Annotated in this window: 14 protein-coding genes and 1 pseudogene; 6 read left to right on the forward strand and 9 right to left on the reverse strand. The window is 70.3% G+C overall.

Annotation, left to right across the window (positions count from 1 at the left end; all coding sequences use genetic code 11):
* Window positions 1-31: 31 nt before the first annotated feature.
* Window positions 32-624 (forward strand): annotated as a pseudogene (locus K7C20_RS39240) (hypothetical protein); the annotation flags it as partial.
* Window positions 625-687: 63 nt separating this feature from the next.
* On the opposite strand, the gene K7C20_RS07990 reads toward K7C20_RS39240, so the two are convergent.
* The 5 genes from K7C20_RS07990 to K7C20_RS08010 form a co-directional block, all read right to left on the reverse strand.
* On the reverse strand, window positions 688-1,659 hold the full coding sequence (locus tag K7C20_RS07990) for a reverse transcriptase family protein (RefSeq protein ID WP_078952785.1): 972 nt from the start codon (window positions 1,657-1,659) through the stop codon (window positions 688-690).
* Between the two features lie 126 nt (window positions 1,660-1,785).
* Complete coding sequence (locus K7C20_RS07995) at window positions 1,786-2,541, reverse strand: hypothetical protein (protein ID WP_150127150.1); 756 nt, start codon at window positions 2,539-2,541, stop codon at window positions 1,786-1,788.
* 390 nt (window positions 2,542-2,931) lie between these two features.
* Window positions 2,932-3,894, reverse strand: a complete 963-nt coding sequence (locus K7C20_RS08000; protein WP_030078687.1) for a pirin family protein — start codon at window positions 3,892-3,894, stop codon at window positions 2,932-2,934.
* A gap of 69 nt (window positions 3,895-3,963) precedes the next feature.
* Window positions 3,964-4,740, reverse strand: a complete 777-nt coding sequence (gene ddaH / locus K7C20_RS08005) for a dimethylargininase (RefSeq protein WP_030078685.1) — start codon at window positions 4,738-4,740, stop codon at window positions 3,964-3,966.
* A 35-nt stretch (window positions 4,741-4,775) separates the two neighbouring features.
* Window positions 4,776-5,165 carry a GntR family transcriptional regulator gene (locus K7C20_RS08010; protein ID WP_053208374.1) on the reverse strand — a complete coding sequence of 130 codons (390 nt, stop codon included), beginning with the start codon at window positions 5,163-5,165 and terminating at the stop codon, window positions 4,776-4,778.
* A 295-nt stretch (window positions 5,166-5,460) separates the two neighbouring features.
* On the opposite strand from K7C20_RS08010, the gene K7C20_RS08015 reads away from it, so the two are divergent.
* Window positions 5,461-6,390, forward strand: a complete 930-nt coding sequence (locus K7C20_RS08015) for a GNAT family N-acetyltransferase (RefSeq protein ID WP_053208414.1) — start codon at window positions 5,461-5,463, stop codon at window positions 6,388-6,390.
* A gap of 22 nt (window positions 6,391-6,412) precedes the next feature.
* Here the strand turns inward: K7C20_RS08015 and K7C20_RS08020 are convergent, their stop codons facing one another.
* Window positions 6,413-7,609 carry a methyltransferase domain-containing protein gene (locus K7C20_RS08020; RefSeq protein ID WP_078952787.1) on the reverse strand — a complete coding sequence of 399 codons (1,197 nt, stop codon included), beginning with the start codon at window positions 7,607-7,609 and terminating at the stop codon, window positions 6,413-6,415.
* A 195-nt stretch (window positions 7,610-7,804) separates the two neighbouring features.
* On the opposite strand from K7C20_RS08020, the gene K7C20_RS08025 reads away from it, so the two are divergent.
* Window positions 7,805-10,312 (forward strand): SpoIIE family protein phosphatase, encoded by a 2,508-nt coding sequence (locus tag K7C20_RS08025; RefSeq protein ID WP_053208415.1) that lies wholly within the window; start codon window positions 7,805-7,807, stop codon window positions 10,310-10,312.
* A gap of 41 nt (window positions 10,313-10,353) precedes the next feature.
* Here the strand turns inward: K7C20_RS08025 and K7C20_RS08030 are convergent, their stop codons facing one another.
* Complete coding sequence (locus K7C20_RS08030) at window positions 10,354-10,752, reverse strand: MerR family transcriptional regulator (RefSeq protein ID WP_048829059.1); 399 nt, start codon at window positions 10,750-10,752, stop codon at window positions 10,354-10,356.
* A 99-nt stretch (window positions 10,753-10,851) separates the two neighbouring features.
* Here K7C20_RS08030 and K7C20_RS08035 point away from each other — a divergent pair, with 99 nt between their 5' ends.
* A complete protein-coding gene (locus K7C20_RS08035) occupies window positions 10,852-11,655 on the forward strand; it encodes an amidohydrolase family protein (protein WP_030078667.1) in 804 nt (267 codons plus the stop codon).
* Window positions 11,656-12,073: 418 nt separating this feature from the next.
* On the forward strand, window positions 12,074-13,111 hold the full coding sequence (locus tag K7C20_RS08040; RefSeq protein ID WP_053208375.1) for a lytic polysaccharide monooxygenase: 1,038 nt from the start codon (window positions 12,074-12,076) through the stop codon (window positions 13,109-13,111).
* Window positions 13,112-13,181: 70 nt separating this feature from the next.
* Here K7C20_RS08040 and K7C20_RS08045 read toward each other — a convergent pair whose 3' ends face one another.
* Window positions 13,182-13,649: an Lrp/AsnC family transcriptional regulator gene (locus K7C20_RS08045; protein WP_030078661.1), complete on the reverse strand. Its 468-nt coding sequence runs from the start codon at window positions 13,647-13,649 to the stop codon at window positions 13,182-13,184.
* Window positions 13,650-13,729: 80 nt separating this feature from the next.
* Here K7C20_RS08045 and K7C20_RS08050 point away from each other — a divergent pair, with 80 nt between their 5' ends.
* Window positions 13,730-15,031, forward strand: coding sequence for an APC family permease (locus K7C20_RS08050; protein ID WP_245170927.1), 1,302 nt, complete (start codon window positions 13,730-13,732; stop codon window positions 15,029-15,031).
* Here K7C20_RS08050 and K7C20_RS08055 read toward each other — a convergent pair.
* Complete coding sequence (locus K7C20_RS08055) at window positions 15,021-15,503, reverse strand: hypothetical protein (protein ID WP_053208376.1); 483 nt, start codon at window positions 15,501-15,503, stop codon at window positions 15,021-15,023. The genes K7C20_RS08050 and K7C20_RS08055 overlap by 11 nt on opposite strands.
* Window positions 15,504-15,527: the final 24 nt, after the last annotated feature.

The raw sequence follows: 15,527 nt of genomic DNA on the forward strand, positions 1-15,527 counted from the left end.
CTCCACGCCTCAGGGCCAGGGAAGACAGTGGATGGGTGATGATGCTGTGAGTCTGGACCTGAGCAACTACGAACTCCGCTGGCCAACCTCGCTATTCGTCTCTGAGGGCGAGCGCATACTCCGAACGGCCAGCGACGACCGCGCCTGGCAGGACCGCGCGATATGGCTCATGACGGAGGCGCTGGCCGGCACAACCGTCGTTGCGGACTTCAAGGAGGCGGACGACTGGCAAACCGATGCTTGGGCAACTGCCAGAAGCGCCGGGCCGGACAAGACCGCCTGGTTCGCTGAACTCATCAACCGTGCGTCCGAGCTCCGGCATTCGGTAGCGCCGCGGCCATACTGGCCGCAACGTCACGGCAGAGGGCTCTCCCATGACGGCACTGCCAGGCGAGTACCCGGCGCGACTTTGCACGGATCATCGACGAATTCGCCGACAACGGGTACCTGGTCGAGGTGTTCGGCGAGGAGTGCGCCGACGATCCCTGTGACCTGTCCGACCGCTCCGAGGTGATCGACAGACGCCTCGGCATCCCTGACCTGTGGCCCCTGGCACCGGAGTCATGGGACGAGGACACCTTCTACGGGCTGATCGAGGTGTTCCACGACCTGCGAGCACGCCCTGTCACGGCTGAAGAACTGGAAGATTCTGCGGGACTGCCGGCTCAAGGGCGACGGCGTTCACCTCTAGAGCAGGTCGTATAGATCCTCTTCGTACCCCTCTAGATCCTCGTCATCCCCCTCCGGAACTAGTCCATCGAATGCTCGCAGTAGTGGGTAGCCCACGTCTGGCTCGACTGCGGCGATATAGCATGCCCAGCCCAATAGCCGACGCCGATACATCCCCTCGTCCTCGCCACCGAACTCGGCCATATAGACCTCATAACCAAATTTCGATATCACGTGCAAGATCCATCGCATCTTGCGCTTTAGGTTGCGCGGAATCCGCGGCCCGTCCGAGTCTCCGACATACAAACCGGTAACGTATTGCGGACCACCGCGGCGCATGAAAGCGGTCTTGCGCGTGTTTACCGACCAGCCAGCGTCGTCGAGAATGCGAGCGATATCCGCCGAGTGGCGGTCAGTAACGTCGCCGGAGAATGTGAGATCGTCCACATAGCGCGTAAACGTCAGACCTTCCGACCGCGCATACTCGGCAAGCGAGCGGTCTGTGCCCAGGAAGGCCAAATTAGACAAGAGGGGCGACGTACTAAGTCCGATTGGCAGCTTGCCGCCGATAGTAACGAGACTGACAGCAAGTTCCGCAGCCTTCTCATCGTAGTCTTGCTCTCGCAATGAAGCCCTTATTGTTGCGGCACCAATGGACGGAAAGAAATCCTCAAGGTCCATGCGCAATACACACCTCTTCGCAAGGTGCTGACTGGCATTACTGATCGTGGAACGTCCGCGAACAAATCCGTGAACATGGTCGGGAGTTTCATACGAGAACCGGCCCGTAAAGCTCCGATGCAAATTCTTGCTAACGGCATTGAATGGCGACTTCAGCTCGAATACTTCTCGTATTCCGCCGTGCTTCTTGCGGTGCCTCCGCTGGACATAGAAACGCCCTTCACCTGCAGGCAGATGCGCGGATAGCCATTCCAGATTTTCAACCGATAAGCCAGCTTGCTCAGCCAGCTGATCAACCGAGAAAGACACTGGACCCCCTGCGGTGGCGCGTCAGGAGGTAGGGCCACACTCCCGTGCAAGGGCTATCATGCAACGCACGCGAACTCGCGCACAACGTTGACCGCGGCCCTACCTCAGGCGTGAGTGTATCACACATCAATGAAGGGGGTCCTTTCGACTGGAAATGCGACCAAGCTCGAACGAATAGAGCATGGAAACGGACGGTTCAATCTCGCGGAATGCTCTATAAGCGTAGTCTTTCGGGTTCTTGGTGCGGTCCTTTTGGAGCCATCTACTTACGTCGGCCATGACATAGTCGATGATGGCCGTAGACATGTAATCACGCTTAGCGACCATTGAAATATTCGGCCGTGGCAACGATGCATCTCTACCGGCCTTCTTGCGGGCCCGCCTGGCGACGGCATCGGGAAGTCGGCGAATGATCGACGCCATTTCTTCGCTCTGCTCTATGTAGCAAAGAAACTCGGGTTCATGGCGATGCCGAATCAGTAAATCACTCAACAACTTTACGTACATGAACTCGATTAGCTCGGATTCGGCATTACGGGGGAAACTCGTTCGATCAGTGACGACCATATACGCCCTGAAGAAGGTGGTCCGCATGAGCTCTCGAAATGGGACGGAGATCTCTGTCGGATCGTTCGAGCTGTGAAAACCGTCCTTGCGAAAATCTTCGAAGCTGCCAAATCCGGTCAAGCTGCGCCTCGCGACCAGGCGTTTGTACAGATCTTGAATTCTTTCCTCGATGTCTTCTGCATCGTCACCCAGCTCAACCGCGCCTACGATCAATGGCTGGGAAGCGTTTCCGTTTCCCGACTCGTCCATAAATAGCTTCACCGCAAGTAGCCTTTCATGAGGCATGCCGCAACGCCGCCAAGTCATCCGCGCCATCAGGCTAGAAGAGTAATGGTGTTCACCAGGCCATGCTCGGCGTTTCCCGGCTCCACAATCTGGCCCTCGCCGGATAACTCACACCCATACGGGACAACCTCTAGCGAGGTAGGCCCCTATGGCCGTCGACTCCCTGACCCGCGGCTTGATGGACCGGACATGCATCACAGAGCGCGCGCTCAGTGCCACCCCGAGGTGACCAACCATCAGAAAAGTCAGCATTGGGTCAGCATGAGGCTGACTAGAGGTGGTTACAGAAGACCAAACCCGCGACTCTCGGCGCCCCCTCCGAGCAGTTCCTGTGAGGCGCGGCAAGTCACCTAGATCAGCCACACCAGGTAGACATGGCCGCAATAAGAAGCGAATCGCTCAGTGGCACATAACACCTGGTCAGCGCACTCGCCCGCGTGCTTTGAGGGGCCCTGGCGGTAGCTCGGGCGCGGGCAGCCGGTCACCGTCGTAACCGTGCACCTCGCCGAAGCGGGAGCCGGACATCCAGTCCGAACGGGCCTCTGCGATATCCTCGTGGGACCGCCCCACGAAGTTCCACCACATGACGAGCTTCTCCTCGAAGGGTTCGCCGCCGAGCAGCATCAGGCTGCTGTCGGAGTCGGCGCGCAGGGGCAGTTCGCTGCGTCCGCAGCCGAGGTAGAGGAGGGCGCCGGGGGCCAGGCGGACCCCGTCGACCTCGCTCTCGCCGGAGATGGCCAGCGCCGCGTACTCGAAGTCGGGGTCGACCGGCAGACGGGCGTCCGTGCCGGCGGCGAGGGTGAGGTCGGCGCCGGCCAGCGGGGAGTAGGTGGTGCCGGGTGAGGTGGCGCCGTCCAGCTCGCCGAGGATGACGGTGGCGGAGAGTCCGCCGCCGCCGGTGATCACCGGCAGGTCGGTGTGGTGCTCGAAGGCCGGGGCGGTGTCACGGTGTTCACCGGGGAGCGCCACCCACAACTGGGCACCGTGCAGCAACGGGCCATGGCCGGGCGGCGACTCCTCGGAGTGCGCGATGGCCCGGCCCGAGGTCATCAGGCCCAGCTCCCGCGGCCGTACGGACTGGAGGCTGCCGAGGCTGTCGCGGTGCAGCACCTCCCCCTCGCGCAGCCAGCTGACGGTCTGGAGGCCCATGTGCGGATGCGGCGGCACCTGCATCCCGGGCTCACTGGCGATGTCGTCGGGGCCGTAGTGGTCGACGAAGCACCAGGCGCCGACCATCCGCCGGCCGAGGTTCGGCAGCAGTCTGCGGACGACGGTGCTCTCGCCGAGTGGTACCTGTTTGCCGGGCTGTACATCACGGACCGGACCCGTACGGCCGTTGCCGCCGCACGGATGGGGCGCGGGTCTGAGTTCAAGGTTGCTCATGGCGCCACGATAGGCACGGCCGGGGTACGGTCCGGGCAGGCACACGAGGTGCCCGGGGATGATGCCCCGTCACGCATACAGCTCGCGCAGCCGAACGGACAGGCAGGTCACACAGCCCTCCAGCTTCTCGAACTCGCTGATGTCCACACCGACCGGCTGATATCCCAGGTCGGCGAAGAGCTCGGCGCTCCGGGGCGCGGAGGCGGCCATCAGCAGCTTGCCGCCGCCGAGCAGCACGACATGGGAGCCGGACTCCTCGGCGACGGGCAGGAAGCGGGGGAACGCGGCCGGGTCGTCGACCAGGGGCGGGTGGCCGATGACGGTGCCGTCCGGGAGTGCGGTCACCGCGGACTTCAGATGCAGGACCCGGCTCACCGGTACGGCGACCACACGGGCGCCCAACGGCTCGAAGACGGCGCGGAGTTGGCGTACTCCGTCGGCATTGGTGCGGCCGCCGCGGCCGACGTAGAGGGTGTCGCCGACCTTCAGGACGTCGCCGCCGTCCAGTGTGCCGGGCGCCCGGATCTCGTTGACGGAGCAGCCGAGCGCCTCCACGGCCGCGCGGGCGGCGGGCACCTCGGCGCGTCGGGGGCCGGCGCCGGGGCGGGCGAGCAGCGCGACGTTGCGGAACACCACCATGGAGTCCTCGACGAAGACCGCGTCGGGGCAGTCGTCGGCGGGGTCGACCTCGGTGGTGTGCCAGCCGTGGTCGTGCAGCACCTGGACGTAGGCCTCCCACTGGCGCAGGGCGAGCGCGGGGTCGACGGGGCGCCGTTCGATATGGGTGACCAGGCCCTCGGCGAGGCGGGGGCCGGGACGGCGGACGAGCGCCTGCTTGCTGGGCATGCGGCTCCTTTCGGGCGTGGGCGCGGTGGCTGCGCTCAGGCGTCGGTGCGGTAGGTGGCGCGCAGGGCGTCCTCGACGGCGGCGAGGGCGGCACGGTGGTCCAGGCCGAGGCGCCGGGCGCGGCGGGCGTAGCTCTCGGCGGCCGCGGCGGCTTCCTTGTCCGCGGCCTCGCCGGCCGCCGCGATGAAGCTGCCGTTGCGGCCACGGGTCTCGATCACGCCGTCGGTCTCCAGGGCGCGGTAGGCCTTGGCGACGGTGTTGGCGGCCAGGCCGAGGTCTTCGGCCAGACCGCGGACGGTGGGGAGTTTGTAACCGACCGGCAGGCCGCCGTCCCTGGCCTGGTCCGCGATCTGGGTGCGTACCTGCTCGAACGGCGCTGCATCCGCGGCCGGATCGATGGTGATGGTCAAGGTCTGCGGGGACACGGTGGCGCTCCTGGTGCTGGTGGTGGGGCGGGCGGATGCACGACGACCCGCTCCCGGAGGGTCGTCCCCGGGGATGCGTGACGTACTCGTACCCGTCGGTGCGCGGTTTTGTCGCACCCATTGTGCGTCAGGAGCGTCCACCGTGCCGGGAGGTCCCCCGCGTCGGGGATCTCGCCCCGCGGGAGCTCGCCGTCGCGTGGCCGGCCGCGAACCGTCCGGAGACACCCGCGCCTCTCACCCCGCTCACGCGAAAAAGAGCGGCACAACGGCCTACCGGCGCGTACCGTCCGCCGTCATGACGCTTACCGTGCGCGACTTCCGCCCCGCCGATGCCAAGGCCGTCGCCGACCTCAGACGGGCCGTGGTGCCGTACCGGCTCGCCACCCCGCAGGGCATCGCCTGGGAGGTTTCCACCGCCCCCGCGGCGCAGTGTCTGCGGCTGTTCGTCGCCGAGCTGGACGGCAGGGTCGTCGGCGCAGTCCAGGCTGCGGTGCTGCACGACGCCGACGTCCCCGGCCAGGCCGCGGCCACCCCTGAGGTCCGTCCCGGGCACCGCGGCCGGGGTGTGGGCCATGCCCTGCTGATGTCGGCCGAGGAGCATCTCGTCGCGGCCGGCGCCGAACGGCTCTTCGCCTGGGCGGTGGACGAGCCCGGCGTAACGGGCTTCGCAGAAGGCCACGGCTACCGCCGCACCCGCCGGGCCCGCTACCTGCGCCTCGACCTCACGGCCGGAGACCTGCCGCCGCTCCCCTCCGCCCTCCCCTCCGGCGTCCGGCTGCACACCGGCGCGGACTTCGAGGCCGACCCGCACCCGCTGTACGCGGCGGACGCGGAGGTGACCGCGGACGAGCCGGGCGATGTCACCTGCGACGCCATGGCCTACGACGACTGGCTGCTGCACACCTGGGAACACCCCCACATCGACCTGGACCTGACCTCGGTGGTGACCGTCGACGGGGAGATCGCCGCCTTCGCACTGGCCGCCACCGACGGCCGCACCGGCTACTCCTCGGCCATGACCGGCACCCGCCGCGCCTTCCGCGGCCAGGGCCTGGCCCGGCTGGCCAAGACCGCCTCCCTCCGCCGGGCCCGCGACGCGGGCTGCACCGAGGCCTTCACCCACAACGACGCCGACAACGTCCCGATGCTCGCCGTCAACCACGCCTTCGGCTACCGGCCGTTCGCCGGGGCATGGCGGTATGTGCGGGAGGTGGCCCGGGGCTGACGCGCCACCGGCACCGGCCCGTTCACCCGCTCGGCCACGCCCCGTCCAGGGTGACCGCGCGCGAGGGCGCCGACGGGTCATGGGCGACGGCGTCGCCGGGCCGGTGCCAGTGGAGCAGGAAGCGGTGTCCCGCCCGCAGTCCGTCCAGGCCGGCGCGGCAGTACGCGACCATGTCGTCCGGCAGCGCATCCAGCCGGAACCACGCCAACTCGGCGCACTTGTCCGGCTCGCGGTTCCACGGTTCGCCGCCCGCCCCGTACGCCGCCTCGAAGAACCAGCCGATCCGGGGCTGCGCCGGGGGCGGGGCGCAGTGCTGCATGACGAGCGCGACCTTCAGGTCCTCGGGCGCCAGTCGCAGCCCGATCTCCTCCGCGGCCTCCCGGATCATGGCCTCCCTGACGTCCTCACCGTCCTCCGCATGGCCCGAGGGGGCGTGCAGCAGACCGTCCGCATAGCCCGTACCGGCCCGGCGGGCGAGCAGCACCTCCTCGCCGCGGCGCAGGACGAGGTGGACGTCGACCACTTCGGTGTGCCGGCGCGGGAGCTCGGCGATCAGCACATACCGCTCGTCGGTCACCTCCTTGCCCCACAGCGCCGGATCGCCGGAGAGGCTCTCCACGTATGTCCGCGCCGCCAACGGCTCGACCTGGGCGGTGAGTTCGGCGGCCGGGATGCCGACCGGCTCGGCCTCCCCCCAGCGGCCCTCGACCAGCACCAGCCGGCCGCCGGGCGTGAGCAGCCCGGCCCACCGGCGCAGCGCGGCCACCGGATCGGGCAGCGCCCACAGGACATGGCGCACCAGGACGACATCGAACCGCTGCTCCCCCACGGGCGGTTCGGCGGCGTCACCGACCATGAACGCGGCGTCCCGGCCCGCGAGCTTGGCGCGGGCCCGCGCGATCATGCGCGGGGAACGGTCGACGCCCGTGACCCGGTGGCCCCGCTCGGCGGCGAGCAGGGCCAGGCTTCCCGTGCCGCAGCCCAGGTCGAGGACGGTGGCGGGCCCGGACGGGAGCCAGGCACGCAGCCGGACGGCCCAGGCGGAGCGGACCGCGGGGTCGCGCAAACCGTGATCGGGCTCGTCGTCGAAGGAGTCGGCGGCCGCTTCCCAGTAGGCGGCGTCGGCGGTCGGCAGGGTCGATTCCCCTTGGGCGGCAGGGGGGTTGACAGGTCCGGTGGAGGGCTGAGAGGCCGGGTCGGCGGGCGCATCGGTGCTCATGTGCCGATGGTGCCAGCGACCACTGACAACGGCGGGCGGAGGCCTTGCGGACGCGTGCCGAACGGCCCCGCCACGGCTGCCGTGAAGGGCGCCCGGACAGGGTGAGGGAGTACCGTTGTAGGGCCGGTCCGGAGCGATGGCGCCGCCGCGAGAAGAGCGCGTGCCCGCATGGTGGACCGGCACGGAACCGGTCAGATGAGTGCCTCACAGAGCAGCCGTTTCTCCGGAGACGGGGTCTTCGACCTCACACGGACGGCCGTGGTGATGGCCGATCGTGCGGGGGTGACGCAGGGCTGGACCCGGGGCGCGGAGCGGCTCCTCGGCTATCCGGTCTCCGAGGCCGTCGGCAGGCCCCTGGCGGACCTCTTCGCCGGGGTGGGCGCCGGGCCCGAGCAGGACGGCAGGTGGCAGACCCGGCTGGCGTCCGCGGACGGCTGGAGCGGGCTGGAGGCCGTACGGCACAAGGACGGGCACCGCCTCGACCTGGAGTTCCGCGTCCTGCCCCTCCTGGATGCCCGGAAGGACTCCGCACGTCTCGTGCTTGCCGCGGAGATGGCGCGGACGCCCTGGTCGGGGGCGAGCCGCTCGTTCCTGGAGGGCATTCTCGGCATGTCGCCGATCGGTGTGGCCATGGTGAACGCCGATCTCCAGTTCGTGTGGCTGAACGACGCCCTGGAGGAGATGGGCGGTACCACCCGTGCGCAGCGCCTCGGGCAGCGCCTGGCGGACATCCAGCCGGGCCTGGACGGGGAGTCCATCGAGGCGGAGATGCGCCGGGTGCTGAGCACCGGCATCCCCTCGGTCGGCTACGAATACCTGGGGCGCCCGCAGTCCGATCCGCAACGGGAGCACGCCTACTCCACATCGTTCTTCCGTCTGGAGGACGAAGCCGGTCAGGTGCTCGGCGTCTGCTACATGGTCCTCGACGTCACGGAAAGTTACCGGGCGCGGCAGCGGATGGCGCTGCTGAACAAGGCCGGCGAACGCATCGGCAGCTCGCTGGATGTCTTGCGGACCGCGCAGGAGCTCGCCGACGCGGCGGTTCCGGATCTTGCCGACTTCGTCACCGTCGATCTGCTCGATGCGCTGCTCACCAGGGAGGACGCGGCGCCCGGCCCGCTCGATGCGGCGGACCTGCTCACCATGCGCCGGGCCGGAGCACAGTCCGTCCGCGAGGGCTGCCCCGAGGCCGTGGTCGCCATCGGGGAAGCGGCCGCCTATCCCCCGTCGGCGCCCGTCGTGCGGAGCCTCACCAAGGGCGACTCCACGCTGCTCCAGACGCTGGACCTCGCCGAGGGTGACCGGTCGGCCGATGACCCGTTCCGGGCGGCGCACCTGCAAGGACTGGGCTTTCATTCGCTGATGGTGGTGCCGCTCCGGGCACGGGGCGTCTTCCTGGGAGCGGCCGCGTTCGCCCGCCGGCAGCCCATCGGACCGTTCCAGCCCGACGACCTGGTGCTCGCCGAGGAATTCGTCGCCCGCGCCGCGATCTCCATCGACAACGCCCGCCGGTACACCCGCGAGCACACCGCGGCCCTCACCCTCCAGCACAGCCTGCTGCCGCGCGATCTGCCCGAGCAGTGCGCGGTGGAAGCCGCCTACCGCTATCTGCCGGCCGACTCCCTCAGCGGGGTCGGCGGTGACTGGTTCGACGTGATCCCGCTGTCCGGAGCACGGGTCGCGCTGGTGGTCGGCGATGTGGTCGGCCACGGCGTGCATGCCGCGGCCACGATGGGGCGGCTGCGCGCGGCGGTACAGGCGCTCGCGGACCTGGACCTGTCCCCGGAGGAGGTGCTGGCGCATCTGGACGACATGCTCAACCGCGTCGCCCACGACACGAACACCGACGACGGGTCCATCGGGGCCACCTGCCTCTACGCCGTCTACGACCCCGTCAGCTGCTCCTGCGCCCTGGCCCGCGCCGGTCACCCCGCTCCGCTGCTCGTCAGCCCCGAGGGCACCGGCCGGCTTCTGGAGCTGCCGACCGGCCCGCCGCTGGGGCTGGGCGGGATGCCCTTCGAATCCGTCGAACTGCCGCTGCCGGAAGGGAGTCTGCTGGCCCTGTACACCAACGGACTGCTGCTGGGGAAGGCCCTCGATCTCGACGGGGGGATCACCAGGCTGCGCGACGCGCTGGCCGATCCGCAGGCTCCTCTGGAGGACATCTGCGAGACGGTGATCGGCGGTCTGCCGGGCGGGCGGCCGGTCGACGATGTGGCGCTGCTGCTGGCACGTACCCGGGCCCTGCCCCGTACCCGGCTGGCCGCTTGGGAGATCGCCGCCGACCCGTCCGCGGTCGGCGAGGCCCGCAGGACCGCTGCCGGACAGCTGAGGGAGTGGGGGCTGGACGAACTCGCCTTCTCCGCCGAGCTGATCGTCAGCGAACTGGTCACCAATGCCCTCCGGCACGCCTCCGCACCGATCGGCCTGCGGATGATCCGGGCCCGCGAGCTGATCTGCGAGGTCTCGGACGCCAGCAGCACCTCCCCGCACCTCCGCCACGCACGGACCACCGACGAGGGAGGCCGCGGCCTGTTCCTCATCGCCCGCTACGCCGAGCGGTGGGGCACCCGCTACACCGCCGAGGGAAAAATCATCTGGGCCGAACTCCCCCTCGGCCCCACCACCGGCCCCGAACCGGCGAACGACCTGGACACACTCCTCGAACACCTCGAGGACCAGGGGGACTTCACGGGGGCATAGCGCCTGCCGACCCTGATCCGCCGGACCGGCCCCAGGCGTCGTCACATGTCCGGCCGCTGGGGAACGGGCCTGTGCTGCGGGTGCTCGCCGCGCCGGCCCTCCGCACCGGCGATGGTCTCGCGCAGCACCTCGCGGGCCGCGGCGAGCTCGGCGGACCGGCGGTCGAGGGCGCGCAGTTGGCCGCGGAGCGCGTCGAGCACGCCGGGGCAGGGCTGCACCGCGACCGTGCCGGTGGTGCAGGGCAGCACCTGGCGGATGATGCGGGTGGGCAGCCCGGCCGCGAGGAGAGCGCGGATGCGCCGTACGGCGGCGGCGTCGGACTCGGTGTAGGCGCGATAGCCGTTGGGCAGCCGCTCGGGCCGCAGCAGCCCCGCCCGCTCGTAGTAGCGCAGCAGCCGCTCACTGGTCCCGGTCCGCTCGGCCAACTCCCCGATCAGCAAGGCCTGCCCCTCTCGCTTGACCTTCCCATGGTGTCAGGGATCAACACTGGCCCCCGCTGCCCGCATTCCGCCGGCGGCCCGCACCACCGGAAGGCGCACATGATCATCGATGCCCACAGCCATGTCCACGACCCGCTCGACGCCCATCTGTCCGTGCTGGACGACGCGGGCGTGGACCGTACGGTCCTCTTCCCCACCCGCCCACACCCGGAACGAGCGACGGACCTGGCCTCCCTCCGCCACGAGATGAGCGTGCTGGACCGCGCGCTGGCGGGCCGGACCGACGGCGGTACTTACGCAATCGACGACGGCTACGCCAGGGCGGAGCGGGAGCTGCACGAGGCCCTCGCCGCCCACCCCGACCGCTTCCTGGGCTTCGGCTCCGTCCCCCTGGGCCGTTCCGCCGCCGAGACCGCCGCCGCGGTGGCGCACGCAGTGGCAGGCCGCGGACTGCACGGCATCGGGGAGCTCACCCCGCCCCCGGACCAGGCGGCCCTGGTCGAGCCGGTGCTCCGGGCGGCGCGCGACCATGCCGGCCTCCCGGTGGTCGTCCACGGCTACGCTCCCACGACCGCAGCGGACCTGCGCACCCTGGCCGGCCTGGCTGCCCGCTACCCGAGGGTGCCGCTCGTGATCAGCCAACTGGCCGGAACCCACTGGATGGAGGCGATCGAGCTGGCCCGTGCCACGCCGAACATCTACCTGGAACTGTCGACAGCTCACATCATCTTCGCCGTCCGCCTGGCCGTCCGCGAACTCCCCACTCGTACCCTCTTCGGCTCGGACGCCCCCTACGGCGACCCCCTTCTGTCCCGCGCCACAGTGGAACGGGTCACGCCACCCGGCGAGGTCCGCGCGCGGGTGCTGGGCGGGAATCTGGCGGAGCTGCTGGGCTTGGGATGACACAGGAAGGCGGGTGCCGCCTTCGCACCGGCCTTGGACGAGAGACTTCCCTGCGGCCTGCCGGGCGCCGCAACGAAGCGGTCGGGGAGCCGAGCAGGGAGCCACGGAGGCACATCCCCGCGGACCGACGCGGGCAGTCACGGACAACTGGCGGAGCCCCCGGCCCCCGATGCCCCTTTCCTCCCCGCCTTCCTGTGCCCCCGCTTAGCCGCTCCTTAAGCCCGCCATAAAGATCCTCCGGAACGGCCTTCGAGCGTCAAATGCGCTGTTCAGCGGGGCTAGCGTGCTTCTCGTCAGGCGGCGCTGCGGGCCGTTGGCGCCGCTCACGGGGGGACGGCGCCGTGGTCTGCGTCCGGCCCCCCACCACTGCGCTTCCTCGTGCTCTCGCTCGACACAACTGATGAAGGAGACCCCCACGATGAGCGTTCGTCGTAAAGCCACCGGGATCGCGCTGACCGGCATCGCGCCGCTCGCGCTCACCGTGCTCACCGCGAGCCCGGCCGCCGCGCACGGTTCGATGACGGACCCGGTCAGCCGGGTCTCGGCCTGCTTCGCCGAGGGGCCGGAGAGCCCGAAGTCCGCGGCGTGCAAGGCGGCCGTGCAGGCCGGTGGCACCCAGGCGCTCTACGACTGGAACGGCGTACGGGACGGCAACGCGGGAGGGCAGTCCAAAACACGCATCCCGGACGGCAAGTTGTGCAGTGCCAACAGCGCGGAGTACAAGGGCCTGGACCTGCCCCGGGGCGACTGGCCCTCGTCCACGATGCGGGCGGGCCGCCACACCTTCCACTACAAGGCCACGGCGCCCCACCGGGGGTCCTTCGAGCTGTACCTCACCAAGAGCAGCTACAACCCGGCCAAGCCGCTGAAGTGGTCCGACCTGGAGTCGAAGCCGTTCGCGAAGGTCACCGATCCGAAGCTGACCAACGGGGAGTACGTCTTCGACGGGAAGGTGCCGGCACGGTCCGGGCGCCATCTGATCTACAGCATCTGGCAGCGGTCGGACAGCCCGGAGGCGTTCTACACCTGCTCGGACGTGGTCTTCGGGAAGGACAGCGGCGGGACCGCCGCGAAGCCCGCGCCCACCGCCTCCGCGCCGAGCGCCACCCAGCTCTCGGCGGCCGCCGGCAAGTCGTCGATCGGTACGGGCCGGCACGAGCACACGGAGAGCGGGACGGACCGGCACGAGCACACGGAGAGCGGGACCGGCACGCACACCGATGCGGTGACGCCGGCGGGCGCCGACGCCCCTGCGCCGGGCGGCAGTTCGAAGGCCGAGGGCAACGCCGCGCGGGCCCAGGGCGGCGGCACGCCCGCCGGCGGCCGGCGGCTGGCGGAGACCGGTGGTGACAGCTCCACCGCCCCGCTGGCCATCGGCGGCGCCGCCGTCCTGGCCGTGGGTGCCGGGGTGCTGTTCGCCACCACCCGCCGCAAGGCCGCCCGGCACCACGGCTGAGTCCTCCGCCCCCGCCGTCCGGGAACCGACGCCGCCCCCTTTTCTTCACCTCGGGGGCGGCGTCGCCCTGTTATGGGCCGTTCGGCGGCAACGGCTCGATGATGTCGTTGGCGACGTGCTGGTAGATGACCGAGCTGCGGCAGTCGACGACCTCGCGGCGCTTGAAGACCTGGTCCATGAGGAGCGCATGCAGCCGGTCGACGTCCGGGACGGCGACATGGACCAGGAAGTCGTCACCGCCCGCGACGACATAGACGTTGAGCACCTCCGGCAACGAGGTCAAGAACGCCTTGAACCACTCGATGACCTCGCGGTTCATCGGACGGATCCGGATCGTGAGCAACGCCTGTACGGGGCGGTTGAGGGCGCGCAGATCGACCGTGGCCCGGAAGCCGGTGAGCACGCCGCGGGCGCGCAGCGCGCGGACCCGCTCCAGACAGGTGGAGGGCGCGATGTTGAGTCTGCCGGCCAGCTCGCGATTGGTCTGCCGTGCATCGCGCTGCAGTTCGCGGACAATCGCCGAATCAATGTCGTCCATGGACTCCATGGTGCCGTGCCAACCGAATTTCGTTCGGCCGGAGCCCCATTTGATCATTTGCACGGTTACCTTCTGCGACTGTGACCGTACAAGAAACATCCCTTCCCGCTTCCGAACGTCCGGATGTACGGCGGCTGGGCATCGGCAGCGGTACCGCGCTGTGCGCCGGCGCGGTGCTCGGCCCCGGTGTCCTGGCCCTGCCGTCCCTGGCCGCCGACGCGGCCGGACCCGCCTCGCTCGTGGCCTGGGTGGTGCTGCTGGCCCTGTGCGTGCCGGTGGCCACCGCCTTCGCGGCGCTCGGCGCGCGGTTCCCCGACGGCGGGGGCGTGGCCACGTATGTGCACCGGGCGATCGGGCCGCGGGCGGCGGCCGTGGTGGGGTGGTGGTTCTACGGAGCGGTGCCGATCGGTGTGGTCTCGGCGGCCTGGATCGGCGGGAAGTACGTGGCCGATGCGGCCGGTTGGGGCGGCACGGGCGCGGCGGCCGTGGCCGGGGCGGTGCTGGCGGGGTCACTGGCCTCGAACGCGGTGGGGCTGCGACTGTCGGGCCGGGTGCAGCTGCTGTTCGGCGGACTGCTGGCGGCGGTGCTGCTGTGCACGGTGCTGGCCGCCGCCCCGCAGGTATCCGCCCGCCACTTCACACCGTTCCTGCCCGGCGGCTGGTCCTCGGTGGGGTCGGCGGCCTCGGTGCTGTTCTTCGCGTTCGCGGGCTGGGAGGCGGCCAGCCATCTGTCGGGCGAGTTCGCCGATCCCGGACGGGATCTGCCGCGGGTGACGCGCCGTACGCTCGCCGTCATCACCGTGCTCTACCTGGGGCTCGCGGTGGTCACGATCGGTGCGCTGGGGCCGGCCGCGGCCGCCACCGACACCCCGCTGACCGAGCTGCTCGCCCGGAGCGTGGGCGGCGCGGCGCGCCCCGTGGCTGCCGCGGCGGCGCTCTTCCTCACCTTCGGCGCGGTCAACTCGTATCTGGCCGGGGCGTCCCGGCTCGGTGCGGCGCTCGGCCGGGACGGGGCGGCGCCACGACTGCTGGCCGAGGGCGGCGCGCCGGGCGAGGTGCCGCGGCGGTCGCTGGCGGTGCTGGGCGGGGCGGCCGTTCTCGTCGGCGCGGCGGCCGGGTTCGGCGGCGCCGATCTGGACGTCCTGATGAGGGCCACCGCCACCTGTCTGGCGGCGGTGACCCTCGCCGGCCTGGCCGCCGCACTGGTGCTGCTGCCGCGCCGCACTCCCCTGTGGTGCGGCGTGTGCGCAAGCACGCTGCTGACGGCGGCGGTGCTGGCCTTCTCCGGATGGCTGCTGCTGATCCCCGCGGGTCTGGCGGGCGCCGCGTTCTGCTTTCTGACGCTGCGCCGGGGGATCCGCCGGGACCGCGTCAGCCGATGAGGCGGCGCAGCAGCCGGACGTAGCGGCTCCAGCGGGCGGGCCGGGCGACGGTGCCCGTACAGGCGTGTTCGGCGCGGTCCAGGCCGTCCTCCAGGACCGCGTCGTGCAGGTGCCGGAAGGCCAGCGGCCAGCTGAGCCGGGCCGGGCCGCGGGCGTGCATGGCGAGGGTGTGGCGCAGCAGGGTGCGGTCCGGGCCGACCGGGTGGACGGTGAATTCGTGGAAGCCGTGGAAGCCGCGTGGTCCGCTGAAGGTGAAGCGCACCCATTGGCCCGGGACGTGGGCCGCCACGGTGTAACGGACCGGGCCGTGGCCGCCGGCCGCGCCCGGTGCCAGCGGGCCGTCGAGCAGCATGGGAGGCCAGTCGCGACCCGGCCAGAGCCGGTCGGTGTCGCCGGACAGGCCGTCGAGCAGCAGGCCCACCTCGGCCCGAGGCGCCGGAAGCACCCTCTCGTGCACGTTGTAGACGCCCATCGCGCCCCTTTCCGTACCTGGTCC

It is taken from the genome of Streptomyces decoyicus (genome assembly GCF_019880305.1).
In the GTDB taxonomy this organism is placed as follows: Bacteria; Actinomycetota; Actinomycetes; order Streptomycetales; family Streptomycetaceae; genus Streptomyces; species Streptomyces decoyicus.